Annotated in this window: 22 protein-coding genes and 1 pseudogene; 9 read left to right on the top strand and 14 right to left on the bottom strand. The window is 54.4% G+C overall.

What is annotated here, in order from left to right; all coding sequences use genetic code 11:
- The 6 genes and pseudogenes from HP459_RS08765 to rfaD all read right to left on the bottom strand — a co-directional run.
- Positions 1–693, bottom strand: a pseudogene (locus tag HP459_RS08765) (O-antigen ligase family protein); the annotation flags it as partial.
- A complete protein-coding gene (locus HP459_RS08770) occupies positions 681–1,580 on the bottom strand; it encodes a glycosyltransferase family 2 protein (RefSeq protein ID WP_023305212.1) in 900 nt (299 codons plus the stop codon). The gene HP459_RS08770 and the pseudogene HP459_RS08765, both read right to left, overlap by 13 nt.
- A 5-nt stretch (positions 1,581–1,585) precedes the next feature.
- Entirely contained in the window at positions 1,586–2,695 is a 1,110-nt protein-coding gene (locus HP459_RS08775; protein ID WP_171936118.1) for a glycosyltransferase family 9 protein, read from the bottom strand.
- 3 nt (positions 2,696–2,698) lie between these two features.
- Positions 2,699–3,682, bottom strand: coding sequence for a lipopolysaccharide heptosyltransferase RfaC (rfaC, locus tag HP459_RS08780; protein ID WP_022646632.1), 984 nt, complete (start codon positions 3,680–3,682; stop codon positions 2,699–2,701).
- A 3-nt stretch (positions 3,683–3,685) separates the two neighbouring features.
- A complete protein-coding gene (gene rfaF, locus HP459_RS08785) occupies positions 3,686–4,732 on the bottom strand; it encodes an ADP-heptose--LPS heptosyltransferase RfaF (RefSeq protein WP_023305214.1) in 1,047 nt (348 codons plus the stop codon).
- Between the two features lie 79 nt (positions 4,733–4,811).
- Entirely contained in the window at positions 4,812–5,792 is a 981-nt protein-coding gene (rfaD, locus tag HP459_RS08790) for an ADP-glyceromanno-heptose 6-epimerase (protein ID WP_022646634.1), read from the bottom strand.
- Between the two features lie 215 nt (positions 5,793–6,007).
- Between rfaD and kbl the strand changes: the two genes are divergently transcribed.
- A complete protein-coding gene (gene kbl / locus HP459_RS08795) occupies positions 6,008–7,204 on the top strand; it encodes a glycine C-acetyltransferase (RefSeq protein ID WP_171936119.1) in 1,197 nt (398 codons plus the stop codon).
- Positions 7,205–7,213: 9 nt separating this feature from the next.
- Positions 7,214–8,242 (top strand): L-threonine 3-dehydrogenase, encoded by a 1,029-nt coding sequence (gene tdh / locus HP459_RS08800; protein WP_017383610.1) that lies wholly within the window; start codon positions 7,214–7,216, stop codon positions 8,240–8,242.
- A 26-nt stretch (positions 8,243–8,268) separates the two neighbouring features.
- Here tdh and HP459_RS08805 read toward each other — a convergent pair whose 3' ends face one another.
- Both HP459_RS08805 and HP459_RS08810 read right to left on the bottom strand, forming a co-directional pair.
- Positions 8,269–9,183, bottom strand: a complete 915-nt coding sequence (locus HP459_RS08805; RefSeq protein ID WP_171936120.1) for a hypothetical protein — start codon at positions 9,181–9,183, stop codon at positions 8,269–8,271.
- A gap of 15 nt (positions 9,184–9,198) precedes the next feature.
- Positions 9,199–10,404, bottom strand: a complete 1,206-nt coding sequence (locus tag HP459_RS08810) for a glycosyltransferase (RefSeq protein ID WP_163346893.1) — start codon at positions 10,402–10,404, stop codon at positions 9,199–9,201.
- Positions 10,405–10,610: 206 nt separating this feature from the next.
- Between HP459_RS08810 and HP459_RS08815 the strand changes: the two genes are divergently transcribed.
- Positions 10,611–11,411, top strand: a complete 801-nt coding sequence (locus tag HP459_RS08815; RefSeq protein ID WP_171936121.1) for a glycosyltransferase family 2 protein — start codon at positions 10,611–10,613, stop codon at positions 11,409–11,411.
- A gap of 11 nt (positions 11,412–11,422) precedes the next feature.
- Here HP459_RS08815 and HP459_RS08820 read toward each other — a convergent pair whose 3' ends face one another.
- The 3 genes from HP459_RS08820 to gpmM are packed head-to-tail and all read right to left on the bottom strand — an operon-like array spanning position 11,423 to position 15,196.
- The gene (locus HP459_RS08820; protein ID WP_032622054.1) at positions 11,423–12,355 is read right to left on the bottom strand and encodes a divergent polysaccharide deacetylase family protein; all 933 of its coding nucleotides are present in this window, start codon (positions 12,353–12,355) and stop codon (positions 11,423–11,425) included.
- Between the two features lie 3 nt (positions 12,356–12,358).
- Positions 12,359–13,618 carry a murein hydrolase activator EnvC gene (gene envC, locus HP459_RS08825; RefSeq protein ID WP_367671003.1) on the bottom strand — a complete coding sequence of 420 codons (1,260 nt, stop codon included), beginning with the start codon at positions 13,616–13,618 and terminating at the stop codon, positions 12,359–12,361.
- A gap of 33 nt (positions 13,619–13,651) precedes the next feature.
- Positions 13,652–15,196 (bottom strand): 2,3-bisphosphoglycerate-independent phosphoglycerate mutase, encoded by a 1,545-nt coding sequence (gpmM, locus tag HP459_RS08830; RefSeq protein ID WP_171936123.1) that lies wholly within the window; start codon positions 15,194–15,196, stop codon positions 13,652–13,654.
- Positions 15,197–15,444: 248 nt separating this feature from the next.
- Here gpmM and HP459_RS08835 point away from each other — a divergent pair, with 248 nt between their 5' ends.
- The 5 genes from HP459_RS08835 (at position 15,445) to cysE (ending at position 18,554) form a co-directional block, all read left to right on the top strand.
- Entirely contained in the window at positions 15,445–15,876 is a 432-nt protein-coding gene (locus HP459_RS08835) for a rhodanese-like domain-containing protein (RefSeq protein ID WP_003860840.1), read from the top strand.
- 11 nt (positions 15,877–15,887) lie between these two features.
- The gene (grxC, locus tag HP459_RS08840) at positions 15,888–16,139 is read left to right on the top strand and encodes a glutaredoxin 3 (RefSeq protein WP_003860837.1); all 252 of its coding nucleotides are present in this window, start codon (positions 15,888–15,890) and stop codon (positions 16,137–16,139) included.
- A 31-nt stretch (positions 16,140–16,170) separates the two neighbouring features.
- On the top strand, positions 16,171–16,638 hold the full coding sequence (secB, locus tag HP459_RS08845; RefSeq protein ID WP_003860835.1) for a protein-export chaperone SecB: 468 nt from the start codon (positions 16,171–16,173) through the stop codon (positions 16,636–16,638).
- Positions 16,638–17,657, top strand: coding sequence for an NAD(P)H-dependent glycerol-3-phosphate dehydrogenase (gene gpsA, locus HP459_RS08850; RefSeq protein WP_006812398.1), 1,020 nt, complete (start codon positions 16,638–16,640; stop codon positions 17,655–17,657). Before secB ends, gpsA begins: the two co-directional genes overlap by 1 nt.
- 75 nt (positions 17,658–17,732) lie before the next feature.
- Positions 17,733–18,554 carry a serine O-acetyltransferase gene (gene cysE / locus HP459_RS08855; protein WP_022646641.1) on the top strand — a complete coding sequence of 274 codons (822 nt, stop codon included), beginning with the start codon at positions 17,733–17,735 and terminating at the stop codon, positions 18,552–18,554.
- 54 nt (positions 18,555–18,608) lie between these two features.
- On the opposite strand, the gene ppiC is transcribed toward cysE, so the two are convergent.
- Complete coding sequence (ppiC, locus tag HP459_RS08860) at positions 18,609–18,890, bottom strand: peptidylprolyl isomerase PpiC (RefSeq protein ID WP_006812396.1); 282 nt, start codon at positions 18,888–18,890, stop codon at positions 18,609–18,611.
- Between the two features lie 85 nt (positions 18,891–18,975).
- Here ppiC and rep point away from each other — a divergent pair, with 85 nt between their 5' ends.
- Positions 18,976–21,000: a DNA helicase Rep gene (rep, locus tag HP459_RS08865; protein WP_022646642.1), complete on the top strand. Its 2,025-nt coding sequence runs from the start codon at positions 18,976–18,978 to the stop codon at positions 20,998–21,000.
- Positions 21,001–21,052: 52 nt separating this feature from the next.
- On the opposite strand, the gene gppA is transcribed toward rep, so the two are convergent.
- A complete protein-coding gene (gene gppA / locus HP459_RS08870) occupies positions 21,053–22,537 on the bottom strand; it encodes a guanosine-5'-triphosphate,3'-diphosphate diphosphatase (RefSeq protein WP_063200598.1) in 1,485 nt (494 codons plus the stop codon).
- Positions 22,538–22,543: 6 nt separating this feature from the next.
- The coding region (locus HP459_RS08875; protein ID WP_301540988.1) for a helicase-related protein at positions 22,544–23,238 on the bottom strand (695 nt) is incomplete at its 5' end.

The raw sequence follows: 23,238 nt of genomic DNA on the forward strand, positions 1-23,238 counted from the left end.
GATGAGAGTGGATTTGAGATGAATTTTTCTGAAATGATATAGCGTGAGCACTATCGCCAGAAGCAGATATAAACCCATCGCAGCACGGGTACCCGTCAACAGTATGACGAAGTAAGAGATTAATATAGTGAAACCCGCGACAACATACAGCTTTACGTTCTGCTGAAGGTAAAGACTGTATACGAAAGCCAGTGACAGGACAGAATAAACATAGGCTGAAACGGTGGCACGGTTAATTGCCATCTCAACGCGAGTCATACCTTGCGAGGCCTGCCACAAGCCATATCCTGTGGCGAGCACAAACCCTAAGGCCGCTGCGTAGAAGAAAAATTTCCTGAAGTTGTCTTTATCAATGTAAAACTTAAAGCGGTCAATATAGAAAATCAGGATACTCGCTAAAATTAACTTTTTGCTGGCGCCTAGATAGTCGCTGTAAAGATTGAGTCCCTCGTTATGATACTCATAGATTAAGTACCAGCCGAGGTTAAGTAACCCAATCAGCAAAATGGGCAGCGCTATAGTAAAAGGTCGAAGAGTGATTTTTTTATATTCGAAAGCCAGGCCAATAATACTGACGTAAATAGCAATATAGAAAAACTCTCTTTGCTTCCCTGAACTGACTAATGCCAGCATCAAAGAGATGAGGCTCAAAGCAATCGTCAGTTGATATAGCCGTGGTTTTATTTTTTCCATAACGCCTCAATAACCCTTTTTTTGTAGCTAAAACGAACATCGGTGGACAGGAAAAAAGACAATGTGTACATGGCCTTTACGCGTTGTTTCACGAGTTGCAATTGTTGGTCTGTAAGACAGGACCGATGGTTGCTGTAAATATCAAACCAGTGGCAATTGACAAGATGCCTGTAGCTTGAAGGAAATGTTCTTTCCATCTGTAACGTGCATTCGACAAGCGTTGAAATTTTGCTGGCGTCCAGACTGCTCGACAAACTGTCGCGACGCTTGACGTAATAATAATGCCCCTGGCGTTGATAGACTATTTTGCTCGACTGCATCAACATTCCGGGGAAGACAGCGAAATCCTCATAACATAACATTGGAGGAATAGGGTTGCTTTCGTACAGGCTACGATGAATAAACTGGCCAATGAGATGCGCCTGAAAGTCTTTATGGCGTAAGAAACGAGCGACTGCTTCATGTTGTGACAATGGCACAGGATTGAATCCCTGCCAGTCTGAAGTCATTTTCCGGGGATCGCGAATCTCAAGCAAACGTGTCAGTAACATATCCGGACGTTGCGCTTTCAGAAAGGTAATTGCGTCCCTGAGGCTGCCCGGCTTTAAGCAATCGTCACTGTCGAGCATCGTAATATATTCACCGGATGCCAGTGCGACAGCACTGTTTCGTACCCGGCCGACGTTACGAAAGTTCACGGTGCGCGTTATGATCTGAGGAAATTTAGGTGACCACTCTTCAATTATTGCCTGCGTGGTATCCTCAGAACTGTCATTAAAAATAATAATTTCAGTGTCTTGAACGGTGGCTGCCAGCAGGCTTGAAAGCGTGGCATGCAGCGTAGCTTCAGCGTTATGAGCAGCAATAATGACGCTTAAAAAAGCCATAAAAATTAGTTTCCTTGAGCGTCGGTAGCGCTAGCCAGTGAGCGGGCTTTGGGTAATGTACGGATAAACTGCTGAAGATCGTGTAACGCGGAGTCAGTGACAGAGAATAGTGCTTCCCGTTCTTGCGGGAAGTAATAGCGCGTTTCAAACACATAAGAACAAATGTTGTCGTCATTCCCGATCAGCAACACATTGCCAAGCGGACGTTGTTCATAATGACAACACGGACCAAACAGCAGGACTACCGGAACGCCAACGGCGTCTGCGATATACACATTCCCCGAGTCAGACGCGATATAACAGTCCATCTTAGAAATGGCCCAGGGAAGCTCTTCCAGCGAAATTTTGCCAATAAGATTGATAAAATTAGGGATTTCACCGTAAAGGCGGGTGATATCGTCCATCCACGACTGTTCGTTTGGCGCGCCGAAGACATAAAACTCGCAGGGTAAATCAGCGAGTTGATCAACAATCCGCTTCCAGATAACCGGAGGAACGGTTTTGGCTTTATTGCCCGCCGCAATACTGATGCCGATGCGGATAACGTCAGGTTTATCAAGAGTGGCCGGCCAGGTCGTCGGTTTAAAGAGCGGCTTTGTGGCGTGCTTGGGAGAGTCTTGCCATGTGAGTGCGCGGTCGGCCAGTTTCAGGTAGTTCGACACCGAAAGCGTTTTTTTGCCATGCTCAACGGTACCGTCAGCCGCAAGATAGAAAATCCCGTGATACCACCTGCGCGTGTAAATGGTTAAAAATTGTTTGTTTTTAGCATTGCAGACGGCGGCAAAAAAGAGGTTCACGCTGTTGGGTTGTAGCAGGTAGACGTTGTCGTAGCGGTTCATGATCCTGCACGCGAAGCACAGTTTACGCCACAGGTTGCGCTTATGCTGCTCAATAAAATAGATCTGCTCGATAGTCTCATCATGCTTCGCCAGCGCACCAACGCTGCGACTGACCAACACATCGCTTTTTTGCAGATATGCCAGTAGAGGTGTCGCATTAATAAAGTCACCGATTTTGGCTGTCTGAATGACAAGGTTTTTGCCCGTGTCTTTTCGAAACAGCTTCCGGAGGAGTTTCACCGGAAAGAGTAAAATCAGCAGAAATACATAACTCATGGGTTAAATATCCCTGTTGGAAAGCCGATGGCTGCCCTGTAAAAATGAAAAAATAGCATCTGCGCTAATATCCTTCGTTTGTTGCGTAGGGCTGACCATCTGATGCTGGTTTTTACCGTAACCCCCGATCAACCCCGGATCGGTCGGGCCGAAAATCGTGATATTAGGACGATCCAGTGCGGCGGTTAAATGGCTTAACCCTGTATCCACAGAAACGACGGCGTTAGCGCCCGCCAGCTGTGCGGCAACTTGCGCCAGCGTGAGTTTGGGTAACACCTCAACGTGGGAAAAGCCTGCTGCCAGACGCTCCGCACGCTGCCGCTCATGTTCTGCACCCCACGGGAGTTTAATATGGATACCGCAAGGTTGCATTAGTTCAATCAGCCTTCTCCAGTGCGTTTCCGGCCAGTGCTTATCGTCGCGCGTTGTGGCATGCAGGAACACCAGATACGGTTCGGCATGCTCCTCCGTCTCGCGCAAAAAATGCTGTGCAATAGCGTAGTCACCCTGGGCTTCAGGTTTTGCATAGCCCAGGCTTTTCGCGAACAGCTCGCGGGTACGTTCCACGGCGTGCTGCTGCTTCGCAATATGGTGGCGACGATTATAGAACAGGCTCGCCAGCGGTTCGCGGGCGGTTTGCCAGTCCATGCCGTGCTTTACGCCGTGCGCCAGACGCGTGACCAGCGCGGCGCTTTTCACCAGGCCCTGAGCGTCAACGATCGCGTCGTAACGCCGGGCCTGCACCGCTTCGCGGAAGGCTTTACGTTCGGCTTTAATCGGTGCGGAGAACCATGCTTTGCGCCAGCGGCGAATGGCCACCGGGATCACGCGGTCAACCGCTTCGTGCCAGGTGGGGATCTGCGCGAAGCCTTCTTCCACCACCCAGTCAAAACGAATGCCGGGAATGGCCCGCATCGCGTCCGTCAGTGACGGCAGCGTATGCAGCACATCGCCCATCGAAGAGGTTTTAACGATCAATACCCGCATTCGTTATCCTTCTTCGCTCAACAGAAGTTCGTTGAGCTCTTCGAGAACGCGCTGCGGCGTAATGTCGATCAGGCTCTGATGGTAGCCTTCTGCGGCATCACCTTTACGTACCTTGTGGTAGCCGGTGATCAGGCGAATTACGCGCGCTTTGTGCGACAGCGGCGGCGTGAAGTCCGGGCTGCTCGGGCCATACAGCGCCACCAGCGGACGATCCAGCGCGGCGGCGACGTGCATCAGGCCAGAGTCGTTGCTGACAACGGCTTTACAGGCGGCAATCAAAATAACCGCCTGCTCGAGCTGCGTTTCCCCGGCCAGGTTTCGGCACCAGGCCTGTTGCTCGGTGCTGAGCGTGGCGAGAATTTCATTGCCCGCCTCGTGATCTTTCGCTGAGCCAAACAGCACAATTTGATAGCCTTCGTCGATCAGCTGTTTCGCCAGCTCTGCGTAGTGATAGTGCGGCCAGCGTTTTGCCGGACCAAACTCCGCGCCGGGGCAGAAGCCAATCATCGGGCGTTCGGACGAAATGCCAAACGCGTTGCAGGTGTGGGATTTCTCCCCGTCGCTTACCTGGAGCTGCGGCCACAGTAGCGGCTGCGGCAGATCTTTCGCGCTGCGCATCACGCCTTTGTCGTAGGCCAGCGCCACGTAGCGTTCTACCATCAGCGGCCAGGCCTCTTTATCCAGCACACGGGCATCGTTCAGCAGGCCGTAGCGCATTTCACCGCGCCACCCGGTACGGTGCGGGATGCCCGCAAAGAAGGGCACAAGAGCGGATTTGAAGGAGTTTGGCAGGACATATGCGCGGTCATAGCGTTTCTCGCGCAGGCTGTGGCCGAGTTTGCGGCGTTCACCGATTTCCAGCGCCCCGTGGCCGAGCGGCATCGGGATCGCCTCGTTCACTTCCGGCATACGCGATAACAGCGGACGGCACCATGCGGGTGCCATCACGTCGATTATCGCCTGGGGATAACGCGCCTTGAGCGTGCGATAGAGACTTTGCGACATCATCATGTCGCCCACCCAGGACGGGCCGATCACCAGTATTTTCATTCACTTCATCCTTCAAGCTGTCTCTGCGTTGGCTGCCTGCGTTCACTCCAGTCACTTACTTTTGTAAGCTCCCGGAGATTCACTTAGTTGCCGCCTTGATACCGCTCGAATGATTTTGTGAATTTATATCGCGGTCACGGTTCAGCCAGGCCATGTATTCCGTTACGCCTTCGGCAACGGTCTTGAAAGGCTTGTCGTAGCCTGCGGCGCGCAGGTTAGTCAGGTCCGCCTGGGTGAATGCCTGGTAGCGGCCTTTCAGCTTATCCGGGAACGGAATGTACTCGATGCTGCCTTTCTTATGGTAAGCCAGCGTCGCGTCTGCCACCGCCTGGAAGGATTCCGCGCGGCCTGTGCCCAGGTTGAAAATGCCGGACACGCCGTTTTCCAGGAACCACAGGTTCACTGCCGCCACGTCACCTACGTAGACGAAGTCACGCTTAAAGCCGTCGCTGCCTTCGAACAGTTTCGGACTTTCGCCGTTATTTAACTGGGTGTTCAGGTGGAACGCCACGCTCGCCATGCTGCCTTTGTGGCCTTCGCGCGGTCCGTAGACGTTGAAGTAGCGGAAGCCGACAATCTGAGAGTTTGCTTCTGGGAGGATCTGACGCACGTACTCATCAAACAGGAATTTGGAGTAACCGTAAACGTTCAGCGGCTGCTCATACTCGCGGGATTCGATGAAGTCTGAAGTGCGTCCACCGTAGGTTGCCGCGGAAGAGGCGTACAGGAACGGAATTTCACGCTCCAGGCAGTAGTGCAGGATCTCTTTGGAGTACTGATAGTTGTTGTCCATCATGTACTTGCCGTCCCACTCGGTGGTGGAGGAACAGGCCCCTTCGTGGAAGATGGCTTCGATCTCGCCGAACTCTTCACCCGCCATAATCTGGATAAGAAAGTCTTCTTTATCCATGTAGTCAGCGATGTTCAGATCCACCAGGTTTACGAACTTGGTGCCGTCTTTCAGGTTGTCCACCACCAGGATGTCGGTGATGCCTTTGTCATTGAGGGCCTTAACAATATTGCTGCCGATAAAGCCCGCGCCGCCGGTAACGATGATCATAACTGTAACCTTTGAAGTGTGGAGTCCGGGGAACATCCCGAACGCTAATCTCTTTATCATATCATCACAATGCCCGGTCTTCAGCCATTCACCGATATGCAGCAGGGGTACACGTGATTTATGCTGCAAAAACGAGAAGAGATACGGCGTCATCTCGTCATGAACTATTGGTTTGGGTAATATGTGCCAAAATTTGCCGAGTCTGGAGAATTGCAATGCGTGGTGATTTTTACAAACAGTTAAACAGCGACCTCGACACCGCACGTGCGGAAGGGTTGTTCAAAGAAGAGCGTATTATCACGTCTGCCCAGCAGGCGGACATCACCGTTGCCGACGGCAGCCATGTGATCAACTTTTGCGCGAACAACTATTTAGGTCTTGCGAATCACCCTGAGCTGATTGCCGCGGCGAAAAACGGCATGGATACCCACGGCTTCGGCATGGCCTCCGTTCGCTTTATCTGCGGTACCCAGGACAGCCACAAGCAGCTTGAGCAAAAGCTGGCGAACTTCCTCGGAATGGAAGACGCGATTCTGTACTCCTCCTGCTTCGACGCCAACGGCGGTCTGTTTGAGACCCTGCTCGGTGCAGAAGACGCGATTATCTCCGACGCCCTGAACCACGCCTCCATCATCGACGGTGTACGCCTGTGCAAAGCGAAGCGTTTCCGCTACGCCAACAACGACATGGTTGAGCTGGAAGCCCGCCTGAAAGAGGCCCGTGAAGCCGGTGCCCGCCACGTGCTGATCGCCACCGACGGCGTGTTCTCCATGGACGGCGTGATCGCCAACCTGAAAGGCGTGTGCGATCTGGCGGATAAATACGACGCGCTGGTGATGGTGGATGACTCTCACGCGGTTGGCTTTGTCGGCGAAAATGGCCGCGGCTCCCACGAATACTGCGACGTAATGGGCCGCGTAGATATCATCACCGGTACGCTGGGCAAAGCGCTTGGTGGCGCGTCTGGCGGCTACACTGCTGCGCGCAAAGAGGTGGTTGAGTGGCTGCGTCAGCGCTCCCGCCCGTACCTGTTCTCCAACTCCCTGGCGCCGGCGATTGTGGCCGCCTCTATTAAAGTGCTGGAGATGGTGGAATCCGGGGCTGAGTTGCGCGACCGCCTGTGGGCTAACGCCCGCCTGTTCCGTGAAAAAATGAGCGCCGCAGGATTCACCCTGGCCGGCGCTGACCATGCGATCATTCCGGTGATGCTGAGTGACGCGGTTGTCGCGCAGAAATTTGCTCGTGAGCTTCAGAAAGAAGGGATTTACGTGACCGGGTTCTTCTTCCCGGTGGTACCAAAAGGTCAGGCGCGTATCCGCACCCAGATGTCTGCGGCGCACTCGCCTGAACAAATTGAACGTGCGGTGGAAGCCTTTACCCGCATCGGCAAACAGCTGGGCGTAATTGCCTGAGGACGTGTGATGAAAGCGTTATCCAAACTGAAAGCGGAAGAAGGGATTTGGATGACCGACGTGCCGGAGCCGGAAGTCGGTCATAACGATCTGCTGATCAAAATTCGTAAAACCGCCATCTGCGGTACTGACGTTCACATCTACAACTGGGACCAGTGGTCGCAAAAAACCATTCCCGTGCCAATGGTTGTCGGCCACGAATATGTCGGCGAAGTGGTCGGCATTGGCCAGGAAGTGAAAGGCTTCAACATTGGCGACCGCGTCTCCGGTGAAGGCCACATTACCTGCGGTCACTGCCGCAACTGTCGCGGTGGGCGTACGCACCTGTGCCGCAACACCGTCGGCGTGGGCGTGAACCGTCCGGGCTGCTTCGCGGAATACCTGGTGATCCCGGCGTTTAACGCGTTCAAAATCCCGGACAATATCTCTGACGACCTGGCCTCCATCTTCGACCCGTTCGGCAACGCGGTACACACGGCGCTCTCCTTCGACCTGGTGGGTGAAGACGTGCTGGTCTCCGGCGCGGGCCCAATCGGCATTATGGCGGCAGCCGTGGCGAAGCATGTGGGTGCGCGCAACGTGGTGATCACCGACGTGAACGAATACCGCCTGTCGCTGGCGCGCAAAATGGGCGTCACCCGCGCGGTGGATGTCTCGAAAGAGAGCCTGACAGACGTGATGGAAGAGCTGGGCATGACCGAAGGTTTTGACGTGGGTCTGGAGATGTCCGGTGCGCCACCGGCGTTCCGCACCATGCTCGACACCATGAACCACGGAGGCCGAATCGCGATGCTGGGTATTCCGCCGTCAGATATGTCCATCGACTGGAACAAAGTCATCTTCAAAGGGCTGTTCATTAAGGGCATTTATGGCCGCGAGATGTTCGAAACCTGGTACAAGATGGCTGCGCTGATCCAGTCCGGTCTGGATCTGTCCCCGATTATCACTCACCGTTTCTCCATCGATGAGTTCCAGCAGGGCTTCGACGCAATGCGTTCCGGCCAGTCAGGGAAAGTGATCCTGAGCTGGGATAAGTAATCAAAAAGGGGCCTGAGGCCCCTTTTTTACTGATTCTTTTTCTCTTCGTCCGTCAGGTAACGCACCTTGCGGGTGTAATCCTGACCTTTGAACAGCAGCTTATTATCCGGTGATTCCAGATACTTCTGCCATTCGGAAAGCGGGAAACCGCCGTGCGCGCCAATCACCTCTTTCGGCACAACGGCTTCCTGTTCGCCGATCTTCTTGGAGACCGGCCAGTTCATCCAGTCGCCCAGGTTAACCGTTTTGACATCCAGCATGTCCAGCAGCGCAGCGAGCGGCAGCTGATCGGTCGGCGGCTGCGTATCGTCCATCAGCTCCCAGGTATCCTGGAACAGCGTCAGCCACAGCGGGCAGATACGGCGCCAGGTCTTTTTGGTGGCGGCAAGAAACGCGCCGTTAACATGATCGACCAGATACGGGCGCACCGTTTCTTTGTAATACGCCGGCACTTTCTCCGCTGGCGCGCCGTCCAGCTTGGCAATCATTTTGCCCTGACGGAAGCTGGAGTAGATGTGCATATCCGCCATGTTGATCTCTGGCATTTTAAGCAGGTTGAGATCGGAGTCGATCATCAGCACACCTTCACCGCGCGCCTGCAACGGAGCGTTAAGCTTCACCAGACGACTGAGGTAGATCTGCTTATAGCGGTAACCTTCTTCACGTTTTGGAAGCGTGAGGGTAACAACGCGAGTTTTTGGCGGCAGTTCGCCGAAAGCGGATTCAGGCTGATCGCTGACGATAACAATCTCGCTGACGTCAGAGGCATAACGCTCTGCAAAGGTCGCTGACAATAACGCCTCTTCGACGAAATCCGCGCCCGTACACGGGATCACAATGGAATCAACCGCAACGAGATCGCGCGTGACCGGAAGGGAAGCGTAAGGAATGTTATGACGCCCGGTAATGTGGCGGTAGCGAGCATTCAGGAATTTAAACATGTTCTTCTCGTTTGGTTATTGCGCGCCAAGAACGGTCTCGACACCGTTAACATAGCTTTCAATGGCATACATGTTGCAGACATTCTGGTGCGCGGCTGCGGCGAGCCGGGCGCGCAGAGCAGGATCCTGCCAGATATTATCCAGATGTTGAGCAAGTTGCGACACGTCGCTCCAGGGGAACAGCAGCCCGGTCGACTCATGGTCGATCAATTCTGCCGTGCCGGTCACTTTTGAACCAATCACGGGGATGTTGAGCAGCATTGCTTCCAGCACGACGCGGGGCAAGCCTTCGCTCTGCGAGGCCAGAATGAACGCGTCAAAAGTGGCGAGATAGTCAAAAGGTGTGTTCTGGAAACCGGTAAAAATGACGTGCTCAGCAATACCTGATGCATCAGCTTGTGCAGCCAGCGCGCCGCGTTCAGCCCCTTCACCGACCAGCACCATTTTCCATTTTGCCTGCGGGTGTCTCTGGCTGAACTGTGCCAGCGCCTCCAGCGTGTGGTGGTTGGCCTTACGAGGGATTAACGAGCCAATGCTGCCGAATACAAACGTATCGTCTTCAATATTCAGTCGCTGGCGCATCGCGCATCGGTCCGGCAAAGGCTGATGGATGTCGATGGCATTGTTGACCGTGGTACACAGCTCTGGCCGGACGCCATGCTGAAGTAGCACGCGTTCAACGCCGTGCGAGACGGCAATGATTTTTGTGGCATGGGCATTCACCAGCTTCACCAGCGGCGGGGTCAGCACTGGTTCAATCCGGCAGTGCTGGATTATCCGTGCACGCAGGTTTGCGCCCGCCAGATACCCTTCTTCATTAGAGCCTGGCTGGTTGTTCATATACAGCGTATCGAATCCACCTTCCCTGAAAATGGTCTCGATCTTGCTGACGTTGGGCCGGATACGCCACAGGGTATCAATATGCCGCGTAAATGCTTTGCGCGCCGAACGCGAGAAAAACAGCAGACCACGTCCCGCTTCTTTCAGGAGTTTTGCCCATGCCGGTTGCTTACGTTGAGGGATAACGAGTAATGGGATCCCAATGCTGTTGAGCACCTGGCCTATCGTTTGACCTTCAGCACGACTATAATCACTGTAAAAACAACAGGTAATGTCGAATTTGTCGCGGTTGATTCGCTTCAGAAGCTCAAGCATACTGTTGGTACCTCCCCCCCATTCTTTGCCTGTGTCCAGGAGGAGGATTTTACGTTTTTGCGGCATGTCTGAATCCGTATGCTACCCTTCATCTGACCGCATTATAAAGAATTTACTGAAATAAAATAGATTTTTTGTATTTCTTTGTCTTTTTATAAGGAAAGGTTTTAAACGCGCTTATTTTAAAAGTGCGATTTAAGACTTTAATCGCCTCTTCTCAATTCGATAGTATTAGCACAAAAATTTTATGTTGTTTTTGAGAGAGTGAGAATATGTTTAAAATAACGGTTTGCTTATTAACGTTTAACTCCGAAAGAACGTTGCACGATGTTATTCCTCCTTTTTTAAAAATAGCAGATGAATTCGTTGTAGTTGATTCCGGAAGTACAGACGCAACGATATATATTTGCCAGAGTTATGGATTGTCGCCCATATTCAAAAAATATAGCTGGCACGGCGAGCAGATGAACCATGCCATATCCCATGCGCACAACGACTGGGTGCTGTGCATGGACAGTGACGAAATACTCGATCAAGAAACCGTTGGTGCTATTTTAAAATTAAAAATGGGCGATGAACCCGAACCGGATATGGCGTGGCGGATATGTCGTCACTGGTTTGTTCTGGGAGAAAATGTCCGAACGATTTATCCAGTCTCATCTCCGGATTATCCGGTGCGTCTTTTTAACCGTACGCAGTCACGATTTAATAACCGGCCAGTAGACGATCAGGTTGAAGGTTTTCTCCGTTCTGAACGTATTCCTGGCTATGTCAGACATGATACGTTTTATTCACTGCATGAACTTTTCAATAAATTAAACGGATATACCACTCGCCTGGTTCAATATCAGACGATACGTCCCTCTCTTGGTCGCGGCGCGATCAGCGCTATCGGCGCATTTTTCAAATGGTATCTGTTTAGCGGTGCGTGGCGTCAGGGCAAAGTGGGTGTGGTGACAGGGTTTTATGCCACGGCGTACAGTTTTTTGAAGTATTTCAAGGCCTGGTATCAGGATCGGGAAAAGAAAGAGTCCGTTGCAAAAGAGCAGTCGGACTCTTATCTGGCAGAATAGGCGTTAGCCGATCAGGCTTTTTTCCCCCAACCCTGCCACTGTTGCTGGACGTATTTAACCAGCGTACTGCTGCTGATGCTTTCGCCAATCACCGTGAAGAAGCGGGTTGCATAGACCGGTTCAGGCGGCTGTTTCAGCGTGCAGTTCTTCACGCCGCGGAATGGATTACGCGGCTGCGTTGCGGGTGGTTGCGCGCTACCCGGACGGGAAGTATCCACCTGAGGTTCATTGAGCAGATCGCTCGGACGCACCAGCGTGATATCGGCGGGTAAGCCCGGCAACATTTGCTGCAAAACGCGAACGGTAGACGGATGCGGATGCCCAATGGCAATCGCCGAACCGTTACGGCGCGCCAGCTGTACCGCGCGGTTGAACTGCACGCGGATATCCGCTTCGTTCTGGGAGTCGTCCAGGAAGACTTTGCGCTTGATGACTTTTACACCCGTCCCCTGAGCGGCACGCATCGCCTGGCTATTGCCGATGGTCATGCTGTCGAGGAAGTAGAGATTGTAACGCTCCAGCGCCTGCATCACTTTCAGCATACCGTACAGGCTGGAGGTCATCGCGCTGCCCATATGGTTATTCAGACCCACGGCATACGGCACTTTATTGTACGCATCGCGGATGATGCGATCGATCTCGTCGCTGCTCATGTCCGGACGCAGGGTATCTTTTTCCAGCGGCTGCTTGCTGAGAGGGGCCATCGGCAGATGGATGAGGACCTGATGGCCGCCATTGTGCGCTTTGGTCGCCATTTCATGCGCGTGAGGCGCATTAGGCAGGACGGCGACAGAGATGGCTGACGGCATCGCCAGCACCTGATTTTCATAGTGTGGTCGATAACCGAAGTCATCAATCACAATGGCGAGTTTGCCTGCATAAACCGGTGCAGCCAGCGCCAGTGCGCTGACGACGGAAAAAACAATTCGACGAAATTGAAGCAAAACTTATCTTCCCAACCACGGCTGTGGATTGACCGCCTGACCCTGACGACGAATTTCGAAATAGAGTGACGGGCGGCCCTGACCGCCACTGCTGCCCACAAGGGCAATGGGTTGACCCGCGCGCACCTGAGTGCCAACGCTGACCAGCGCGCTCTGGTTGTAGCCGTAAAGACTCATGTCGCCTTTACCGTGCTCGACCACCACCACGAGCCCGTAACCCTGTAGCCAGTCGGCCAGGATCACGCGGCCATCGGCGATGGCTTTAACTTCGCTACCTTCAGACGCACCGATAACGATCCCCTTCCAACGTAGCTCACCCTGCAACTGTTCGCCATAGCGATGCAGGATCGTACCGCGAACGGGCCAGTAAGCCTGACCACGCGGGGAGCCGAGGCCGCCGGTACGCGACATCAGGGAACGTTCATTTTCAGTCGGTTTGTAGGTGGTGCCTTTCCGGGAGGCTTCCTGCTGCTTATTACGCACCGCCTGCGCTTCGCGCGCTTCTTTTTCGGCGCGCGCTTTGGCCGCGGCTTCTGCCCGGGCAATGCTGTTACGCAGTCTGGATTCGTTGGCGCGCATTTCGCTCAGTTGGCTTTGTCCTGCCTGGATAGAGGACTCCAGCCCGGCGAGCGTCTTCTTACGCTCATTGCGCGCCTGCTCAAGCTTCTCCTGCTGCGCCTGCTGATCGTAGAGCAGCGTTTGCTGCTGGCTCTGCTTCTCTTCCAGCTCGGCTTTTTGCGTGGTGACTTCTTCGCGCGTCTGTTTCAGCTGCGCAATGGTCTCCTGACGAGCCTGGTTGAGATAGCCGAAATAGGCCTGTAAACGCTGACCGCGCTGGCTCTCTTCACCGCTGAGGATCAACTGAAGGCCTGTGTGCTCACCCTGGCGGAAAGCGGCATCAAGCTGTGCAGCAAGGTCCCGCTCCTGGGCATCGCGCTGACGCTCCAGTTTCGCAATCGATGCGTTCATTTCATCGATTTGCTTATTAAGCTGGGCAAGGGTGTTTTGTGTTTCACGCAGCTTACGCGCGGCGGCGGAAATAGCCTCTTCCTGCTTTTTAAGCTGGGCAAGCAGGGCAGAGCGCTGCTGCTGCTGCTGGCGTACCACACGCTCTTTGGCGGCGATATCGGCCTGAATGGATTTGAGCTGGTCGCGGTCATCCGCGTGGGCAGATGCGGCGCACAGCAATACGCCAGCGCTGAGTGCGCTGGCGCAAAGCAGAGGTCTGACTGATAACCGAAACGGCTTCACGACCCATGTGATTGAAAAAATCGCCTTTCCCCTCATGGGGAGCGATTATTCCACGATGAACAGCGGCTTGCCAGTCATCTCTTCAGGGATTTCCATACCCATCAGCGACAACATGGTTGGCGCGATGTCGGAAAGCTTGCCGCCTTCCACTGCTTTCACTGACTTATCACCTACATAAATCAGTGGAACAGGCAGGTTGGTATGGGCAGTATGCGCCTGACCGGTTGCCGGGTCACGCATCTGTTCTGCGTTACCGTGGTCAGCGGTGATCAGCAGCTGGCCGCCCACGGATTCAACCGCTTTCGCGACCTGCTCAACGCAGTGGTCCAGCGCTTCAACCGCTTTAACGGCAGCTTCCATCACGCCGGTGTGGCCCACCATGTCGCCATTCGGATAGTTACAGATGATGGTGTCGTATTTACCGCTTTCGATCGCGGTCACCAGTTTTTCGGTCAGCTCCGCAGAGCTCATTTCTGGCTGGAGATCGTAAGTGGCGACTTTCGGCGAGTTAATCAGGATGCGGTCTTCGCCTTTAAACGGCTCTTCTACGCCGCCGTTAAAGAAGAAGGTCACGTGCGCATACTTCTCAGTTTCGGAGATGCGCAGCTGCGTTTTATCGTTTTTCGCCATCCACTCGCCGAAGGTATTTTCCAGGGAAGCGGGTGGATACGCGCATGGGGCTTTGATATCCGCTGCATACTCGGTCAACTGGATGAAATCGATCTTCGCCACTTTCTTACGGGCGAAACCGTCGAAATCGCTGTTGACGAAGGCGCGGGTGATTTCGCGCGCGCGGTCAGCACGGAAGTTCATGAAGATCAGCGCATCGCCATCTTCCATAGCGGCATCGGCCTGGCCTTCAGCGCGGATCACGGTTGCCTTCACAAATTCGTCGTTTTCATCACGCGCGTAAGCCGCTTCCAGGCCTTCAACGGCGGTCGGGAACTGGAACTCGCCTTTTGCCAGGGTCAGCAGATCATAGGCTTGCTCAACGCGGTCCCAGCGGTTGTCGCGGTCCATGGCATAGTAACGGCCAACGATGGATGCCACGCGGCCTTTGCCCAGTGCGGCAAATTTATCTTCAAAGGCTTGCAGAGAGCCTTTTGCGCTGCGTGGCGGCGTATCGCGACCATCCAGGAAGGCGTGCAGATAGATTTTTTCCGCACCGCGCTCAGCAGCCAGCTCTACCATCGCCATGATGTGATCTTCGTGGCTGTGAACGCCGCCCGCAGAGAGCAGGCCCATAATATGAACGGCCTTGCCTGCGGCAACGGCTTTATCAACTGCTCCGGTGAGCGTTGGGTTGGCAAAGAATGTACGTTCTTTGATTTCAACGTCCAGGCGCGTCAGGTCCTGATAAACGATACGGCCTGCGCCCAGGTTAACGTGACCCACTTCAGAGTTGCCCATCTGACGATCCGGCAGGCCGACTTCCAGACCAGACGCATCAATCAGGGTGTGGGGACGTTTTGCCCATAGCGCATCCATAACCGGGGTTTTGGCGTTGAAAATGGCGTTATCCTGTTGATCTTCACGGTAGCCATAGCCATCCAGAATCACCAGTACCATAGGTTTTTTAGAAACCGACATTGCGACAACCTCATGCTCAAGAGACAAAAAATTTGCGTAATTTTACTACAGCTGAATCGATAAAATAGCCGCAGAAGATCAAAGAAAGCGCGGGGGCAAGGCTGTTCTCAGGCCATTTTGAGGCTTTTTTTACGTGGCATGCCGCAGAAAATAGATTAGCTTTATGTCGCTGGCTGTATTTGCCACAGCGCACAGGTATACTCCTGTCCTGGTTTTTTTAATCACTTAGTCGGGAGTTGTTACCCCCCATGCAAGAAATTATGCAATTCGTTAGCCGCCACCCGGTTCTGAGCATCGCGTGGATTGGCCTGCTGGTCGCTGTACTGTTCACCACATTTAAGGGACTGACGTCTAAAATTAAGGTGATCACCCGCGGTGAAGCGACACGTCTGATCAACAAAGAGGACGCCGTGGTTGTCGATCTGCGTCAGCGCGACGATTTCCGCAAGGGCCATATTGCAGGTGCTATCAACCTGCTGCCAGCGGAAATTAAAGCGAACAACATTGGTGAGCTGGAGAAGCATAAAGCCCAGCCGATTATTGTTGTTGACGGCACTGGCATGCAGGCGCAGGAATCTGCCAACGCACTGCATAAAGCAGGCTTTGAAAACGTAACGGTGCTGAAAGAAGGCATCTCCGGCTGGAGCGGGGAGAATCTTCCTTTAGTGCGCGGTAAATAAGGAGTTAAGTGATGGCCAATATTGAGATCTACACCAAAGCAACGTGCCCGTTCTGCCACCGAGCGAAAGCGCTGCTGTCCAGCAAAGGCGTAACGTTTAAGGAACTGCCGATTGATGGTGACGCGATTAAACGCGAAGAGATGATCCAACGCAGTGGTCGCACAACGGTTCCACAGATTTTTATTGATGCGCAGCACATTGGCGGCTGTGATGACTTGTATGCGCTCGACGCCCGCGGTGGACTCGATCCGCTGCTGAGCTAGAGACTTTAGGACAATTAAAAAGGGTTTTTCCATGTCAGAACAAAACAACACCGAGATGACTTTCCAGATCCAGCGCATCTACACCAAGGATGTCTCTTTCGAAGCGCCAAATGCGCCGCACGTTTTCCAGAAAGACTGGCAGCCAGAGGTTAAACTTGATCTGGATACCGCATCCACCCAGCTGGCGGATGACGTGTATGAAGTCGTACTGCGTGTCACCGTGACCGCCTCCCTGGGCGAAGAAACTGCATTCCTGTGCGAAGTCCAGCAGGGCGGTATCTTCTCCATCGGCGGCATCGAAGGCAACCAGATGGCGCATTGCCTGGGTGCATACTGCCCGAACATTCTGTTCCCGTATGCGCGTGAATGCATCACCAGCCTGGTTTCTCGCGGTACATTCCCGCAACTGAACCTTGCGCCAGTCAACTTTGATGCGCTGTTTATGAACTATCTACAGCAGCAGGCTGGCGAAGGTGCCGAACAACATCAGGATGCCTGATGAGCACTGTTAATGCGTCAATGACTGTGATCGGTGCCGGCTCTTACGGCACCGCTCTTGCCATCACACTGGCAAGAAATGGTCACGACGTGGTCCTGTGGGGCCACGATCCAAAACATATCGCGACGTTGCAACACGACCGCTGCAACGTGGCGTTTCTCCCGGACGTTCCGTTCCCTGACTCACTGTATCTGGAAAGCGACCTCGCGACCGCGCTGGCGGCCAGCCGCAATATTTTGATTGTGGTGCCAAGCCATGTGTTTGGCGAAGTCCTGCGTCAGATTAAGCCGCTGATGCGTGCGGATGCGCGTATTGTGTGGGCGACGAAGGGGCTGGAAGCGGAAACCGGACGTCTGTTGCAGGACGTTGCCCGCGAAGCGCTGGGAACGGCGATCCCGCTGGCGGTGATCTCCGGGCCGACGTTTGCCAAAGAGCTGGCTGCCGGTCTGCCGACGGCGATCTCGCTGGCGTCCACCGACCAGGCATTTTCCGACGATCTTCAGCAACTGCTGCACTGCGGCAAGAGCTTCCGCGTCTACAGCAACCCTGATTTTATCGGCGTACAGCTGGGCGGTGCGGTGAAGAACGTTATTGCTATCGGGGCCGGGATGTCTGACGGCATCGGTTTCGGCGCGAATGCGCGTACGGCGCTGATCACCCGTGGCCTGACCGAAATGTCACGCCTGGGCGAAGCGCTGGGCGCCGATCCGGCCACCTTTATGGGAATGGCTGGGCTGGGCGACCTGGTGCTGACCTGCACCGACAACCAGTCGCGTAACCGCCGCTTTGGCATGATGCTCGGACAGGGCAGCGATGTAAAAAGCGCGCAGGAGAAGATTGGTCAGGTGGTTGAAGGCTATCGCAATACCAAAGAAGTTCGCGAATTGGCGCATCGTTTCGGTGTCGAAATGCCAATAACCGAGGAAATTTATCAGGTATTGTATTGCGGAAAAAATGCGCGCGAGGCAGCATTGACCTTATTAGGTCGTGCGCGCAAGGACGAGCGCAGCAGCAATTAGCCGGGAAGTATCGTCACCTGAATGACCCAGCCAGCGCAGAACTGGCTGGTCATTAACTATCGTCTGGAGCAAGCAATGCCGTGTGAAGAACTGGATATCGTCTGGAATAATATTAAAGCCGAAGCCCGAGCGTTGGCCGACTGTGAGCCCATGCTGGCCAGTTTTTATCACGCGACGCTACTCAAGCACGAAAATCTCGGCAGCGCCCTGAGCTACATGCTCGCCAATAAACTGGCTTCCCCTATCATGCCTGCTATCGCTATTCGCGAGGTGGTGGAAGAGGCCTACGCTGCCGATCCGGAAATGATTGCTTCTGCCGCCTGCGATATTCAGGCCGTGCGCACGCGTGACCCGGCGGTGGATAAATACTCCACGCCGCTGCTGTATCTCAAAGGCTTCCACGCCTTACAGGCGTACCGCATCGGCCACTGGTTATGGAATGAGGGACGCCGCGCGCTGGCCATCTTCCTGCAAAACCAGGTTTCCGTGACCTTCCAGGTCGATATTCACCCGGCGGCGAAAATTGGCCGCGGGATCATGCTCGATCACGCCACCGGCATTGTTGTCGGTGAAACGGCGGTGATCGAAGATGACGTGTCGATTCTGCAATCCGTTACGCTGGGCGGTACCGGTAAAACCAGCGGCGATCGCCATCCGAAAATTCGTGAAGGGGTGATGATTGGCGCGGGTGCTAAAATCCTTGGCAATATTGAAGTCGGACGCGGCGCAAAGATTGGCGCGGGATCGGTTGTGCTCCAGCCTGTACCGCCGCACACCACCGCCGCTGGCGTCCCGGCGCGCATCGTCGGTAAGCCAGACAGCGATAAACCGTCGATGGATATGGATCAGCACTTTAACGGTATTCACCACACCTTCGAATACGGCGACGGTATCTGAACGCTGGAACACTCAAATAAAAAAGCCCGGTGAGTTAATGCACCGGGCTTTTGATTAGTTGCGGTATAACACTTTGATAATGTGATAGCCGAACTGCGTATGCAGTGGGCCGGTTGGCTCCAGCACCGGGCAGGAGAAGACCACTTTATCAAACGCCGGAACCATCTGGCCCTGGCGGAACTCGCCTAAGTCACCACCGCGTTTGCCTGACGGGCAAATCGAGTGTTTCTTCGCCAGTTTGCCGAAGTCGGCGCCGTTTTTAATCTGTTCGAGCAGATCCTGTGCCAGTTTTTCTTCTTTAACAAGGATATGCAGTGCTGCTGCTGTTTTTGCCATGATCGTGCCTTGAGTCAACGAGTTTACGATCGGTATACTACCACGCGTTTTTCCTCCTCTCCCGACTTTCATTGAGTGATCATTTATGCGTTTAAACCCCGGACAACAACAAGCTGTCGAATTCGTCACCGGACCCTGCCTGGTGCTGGCGGGAGCGGGATCCGGTAAAACACGCGTGATCACCAACAAAATCGCCCACTTAATTCGGGGTTGTGGGTACCAGGCGCGCCATATCGCGGCGGTCACCTTTACCAACAAAGCGGCGCGTGAGATGAAAGAGCGCGTCGGCCAGACGCTGGGCCGTAAAGAGGCGCGCGGGCTGATGATCTCCACCTTCCACACGCTGGGTCTGGATATCATCAAGCGCGAATATGCGGCGCTGGGAATGAAGTCCAACTTTTCGCTCTTTGATGACACCGACCAGGTGGCGCTGCTCAAAGAGCTGACGGAAGGGCTGATCGAAGATGACAAAGTGCTGTTGCAACAGCTGATCTCAACGATCTCGAACTGGAAAAACGATCTGATGACGCCGGCCCAGGCTGCGGCAAGTGCCAAAGGCGAGCGTGACCGCATCTTTGCCCACTGCTATGGCCTGTACGACGCGCATATGAAAGCCTGCAACGTACTGGATTTCGACGATCTGATCCTGCTGCCGACGCTACTGCTTCAGCGGAATGAAGAGGTGCGCGAGCGCTGGCAGAACAAAATTCGTTACCTGCTGGTGGATGAATACCAGGATACCAACACCAGCCAGTACGAGCTGGTGAAGCTGCTGGTAGGACAGCGCGCGCGTTTTACCGTTGTAGGCGATGACGATCAGTCGATTTACTCATGGCGTGGCGCACGTCCGCAAAACCTGGTGCTGCTGAGCAAAGACTTCCCGGCGTTGCAGGTGATTAAACTGGAGCAGAACTACCGTTCTTCCGGGCGTATCCTGAAGGCGGCGAACATCCTGATTGCCAACAACCCGCACGTCTTTGAGAAGCGCCTGTTCTCTGAACTGGGTTACGGGACCGAGCTGAAAGTCCTTAGCGCCAATAACGAAGAGCACGAAGCGGAGCGCGTAACCGGCGAGCTGATTGCCCATCACTTCGTCAACAAAACTGAATACAAGGATTACGCGATCCTCTATCGCGGAAACCACCAGTCGCGCGTCTTTGAAAAGATGCTGATGCAGAACCGCATCCCCTACAAAATCTCCGGCGGTACGTCATTCTTTTCGCGTCCGGAAATCAAGGATCTGCTGGCCTATCTGCGCGTGCTGACCAACCCGGATGACGACAGCGCTTTCCTGCGCATTGTAAATACGCCGAAGCGCGAGATTGGCTCTGCGACGCTGCAAAAGCTGGGTGAATGGGCGATGACCCGCAATAAAAGTCTGTTCACCGCCAGCTTCGATATGGGGCTGAGCCAGACCCTGACCGGGCGCGGCTATGACGCCTTAACCCGATTTACCCACTGGCTGGGTGAGGTGCAGCGTCTGGCAGAGCGCGAGCCCGTGGCGGCAGTACGCGACCTGATCCACGGCATTGATTACGAATCCTGGTTGTATGAAACCTCCGCCAGCCCGAAAGCGGCAGAAATGCGCATGAAAAACGTTAATCAGCTCTTCAGCTGGATGACCGAAATGCTTGAAGGATCTGAGATTGACGAGCCGATGACCCTGACGCAGGTGGTCACCCGCTTCACGCTGCGCGATATGATGGAGCGCGGCGAGAGTGAAGAAGAAGCCGATCAGGTCCAACTGATGACGTTGCATGCCTCGAAAGGGCTGGAGTTCCCCTATGTCTATCTGGTGGGGATGGAAGAGGGCCTGCTGCCGCACCAGAGCAGCATTGATGAAGATAACGTCGACGAAGAGCGCCGTCTGGCCTACGTGGGGATCACCCGTGCGCAGAAAGAGCTGACGTTTACGCTGTGCAAAGAGCGCCGTCAGTATGGTGAGCTGGTGCGCCCGGAGCCGAGCCGTTTCCTGCTGGAGTTGCCTCAGGACGATCTTATCTGGGAGCAGGAGCGTAAAGCTATTACCGCTGAAGAGCGGATGCACAAGGGTCAAGCCAACGTGGCGAACATACGCGCCATGCTGGCGAAAGCCAAAGAGAAAGGATAACAATTTTGTAGGCCGGGTAAGGCGAAGCCGCCCCCCGGCACGCTTCAAAGGGTCACTTCACATCAAGCGCCCAGTGCACATAGCTCTGCCACTGGCACTCCTGCTCGATCAACTCTGCTCCAAGCGGATGATCTTCTAGCCAATTTTCCGGCAGCGTCAGCGTCAGTTTTTCATCGTCTGCCACCAGCGTAATGGCCGGGAGGAGATCGTCGCGACGCCGGCTGGCAAACAGAATCGCCAGACGAAGTAAGCGGCAGAGATGTTCGGCCACGCGCGGCGGTACAGCGTTTTGCTGATGAAGTGAAGAGAGGTCAACGGCGTTGGTTTGATTCAGCAGCAGGGTCGCGAGCAATTTTTTCTGCGCGGGAGTGTAGCCCGGCAAATCGAGATTACGCACCAGCCAGGCTGCGTGTAGCGGCGCTTGCTTGTACTCAACGCTAAGCCCAATTTCATGCAACGCACACGCACTTAGCAGCAAATCGCGGCTTAACGGTTCGATATCCCAACGTGATTTAACCTGATCCGCAAAGAGCGATGCCAGTTGGCCCACTCGCTGCGCCTGATCGGTATCCACAATAAAGCGGCGCTGGACGTTACGTAGCGTACGGCTTCGAATGTCCTGATCCACCGAAAGATGCAGCATCCCATAGACCAGACCTTCGCGCAGTGCGCCGCCTGCCAGGGTCATGCACTGGATGTTTAGCTCGGTAAAAATGGCGATGAGAATGGCTAGCCCGCTGGGGAAGACCAGCGCACGTTCGAGCGTCAGCCCTTCAATTTCCAGCTCTTCCAGACGACCACATTGAATGGCGCGCTGTTTAAGCTGCTGGAGTTTAGCAAGCGTGATCCGCTCATCCATCCCCTGCGCCATCATGATTTCCTGCAACGCCTGTACAGTTCCTGACGCCCCAACACACACTTTCCAGCCGTGGTAGCGCAGTTCGTCCATGACCGGACGCAGCACTTCACGCGCGGCATTTTCAGCCTCGTCGAAGTTTTCTTGCGCGAGATTGCGGTCAGTAAAGTAGCGCTCAAGCCAGGTTACGCAGCCCATCGACAGACTGAACAGCGAGGTCGCCTGGGCACCTGTGCCGGTCACCAGTTCAGTACTCGCTCCGCCAATATCCACCACCAGACGGCGATCGTCGCCCCCGGTAGTGTGCGCCACGCCCTGATATATCAGACGCGCTTCTTCTTCACCGCTGATGACTTGCACCGGGCAGCCGAGAATTTCCTGCGCTTTGGCAATAAAATCGACGGCATTAACCGCCAGACGGAGCGTCGCGGTCGCGACAACGCGGATTTGGGCATGCGGTATGTCCTGCAGACGCTCTGCAAAGAGGCGCAGACACTGCCAGCCACGTTCCATGGCTTCGGGAGAGAGGTGATTATCGCTGCTCAGGCCCGCCGCCAGGCGGACCTTGCGCTTGATGCGCGTCAGCGTCTGTATGCTTCCCGCCACCTCGCGTACAACCAGCATATGAAAACTATTCGAACCGAGATCAATTGCCGCATAGAGCGAGGTGGAACTGAGCATCATTTTTTAACCTGAACGACGACGATTACGCGGCGCACCGCCGGAACGACGCGGGCCATTACCGGTACGTGGACGGGTAAGGCGCTTAGGTGGCGGCAGTTCGCTCATCAGCGCGTCCGGATTGTATTTACTCTGTGGAATAGAGTGACCGATATAGGTCTCAATGGCCGGAAGGTTCAGCGCATACTCTTCACATGCAAGGCTGATGGAGTGACCGCTTGCGCCGGCACGACCGGTACGACCGATACGGTGTACATAGTCTTCACAGTCATCTGGCAGGTCATAGTTAAAGACGTGCGTCACGGCTGGAATGTGCAGGCCACGGGCCGCCACGTCGGTCGCGACCAGAATATCAAGGTCGCCACGAGTAAATTCGTCGAGAATGCGCAGGCGTTTTTTCTGCGCCACGTCGCCGGTCAGCAGGCCCACACGGTGACCATCTGCCGCCAGGTGGCCCCAGATATCTTCACAGCGGTGTTTAGTGTTCGCAAAGATGATCGCGCGATCCGGCCACTCTTCTTCGATCAGGGTTTGCAGCAGGCGCATTTTCTCTTCATTAGAAGGATAGAAGAGCTCTTCTTTAATGCGGTGCCCGGTTTTCTGTTCCGGTTCTACTTCCACATATTCCGCATTGTTCATCTGCTCGAATGCGAGTTCACGTACGCGGTATGACAGGGTTGCGGAGAACAGCATGTTCAGAC

The sequence above is a fragment of the Enterobacter sp. CM29 genome (genome assembly GCF_013179605.1).
Classification (GTDB): domain Bacteria; phylum Pseudomonadota; class Gammaproteobacteria; order Enterobacterales; family Enterobacteriaceae; genus Enterobacter; species Enterobacter intestinihominis.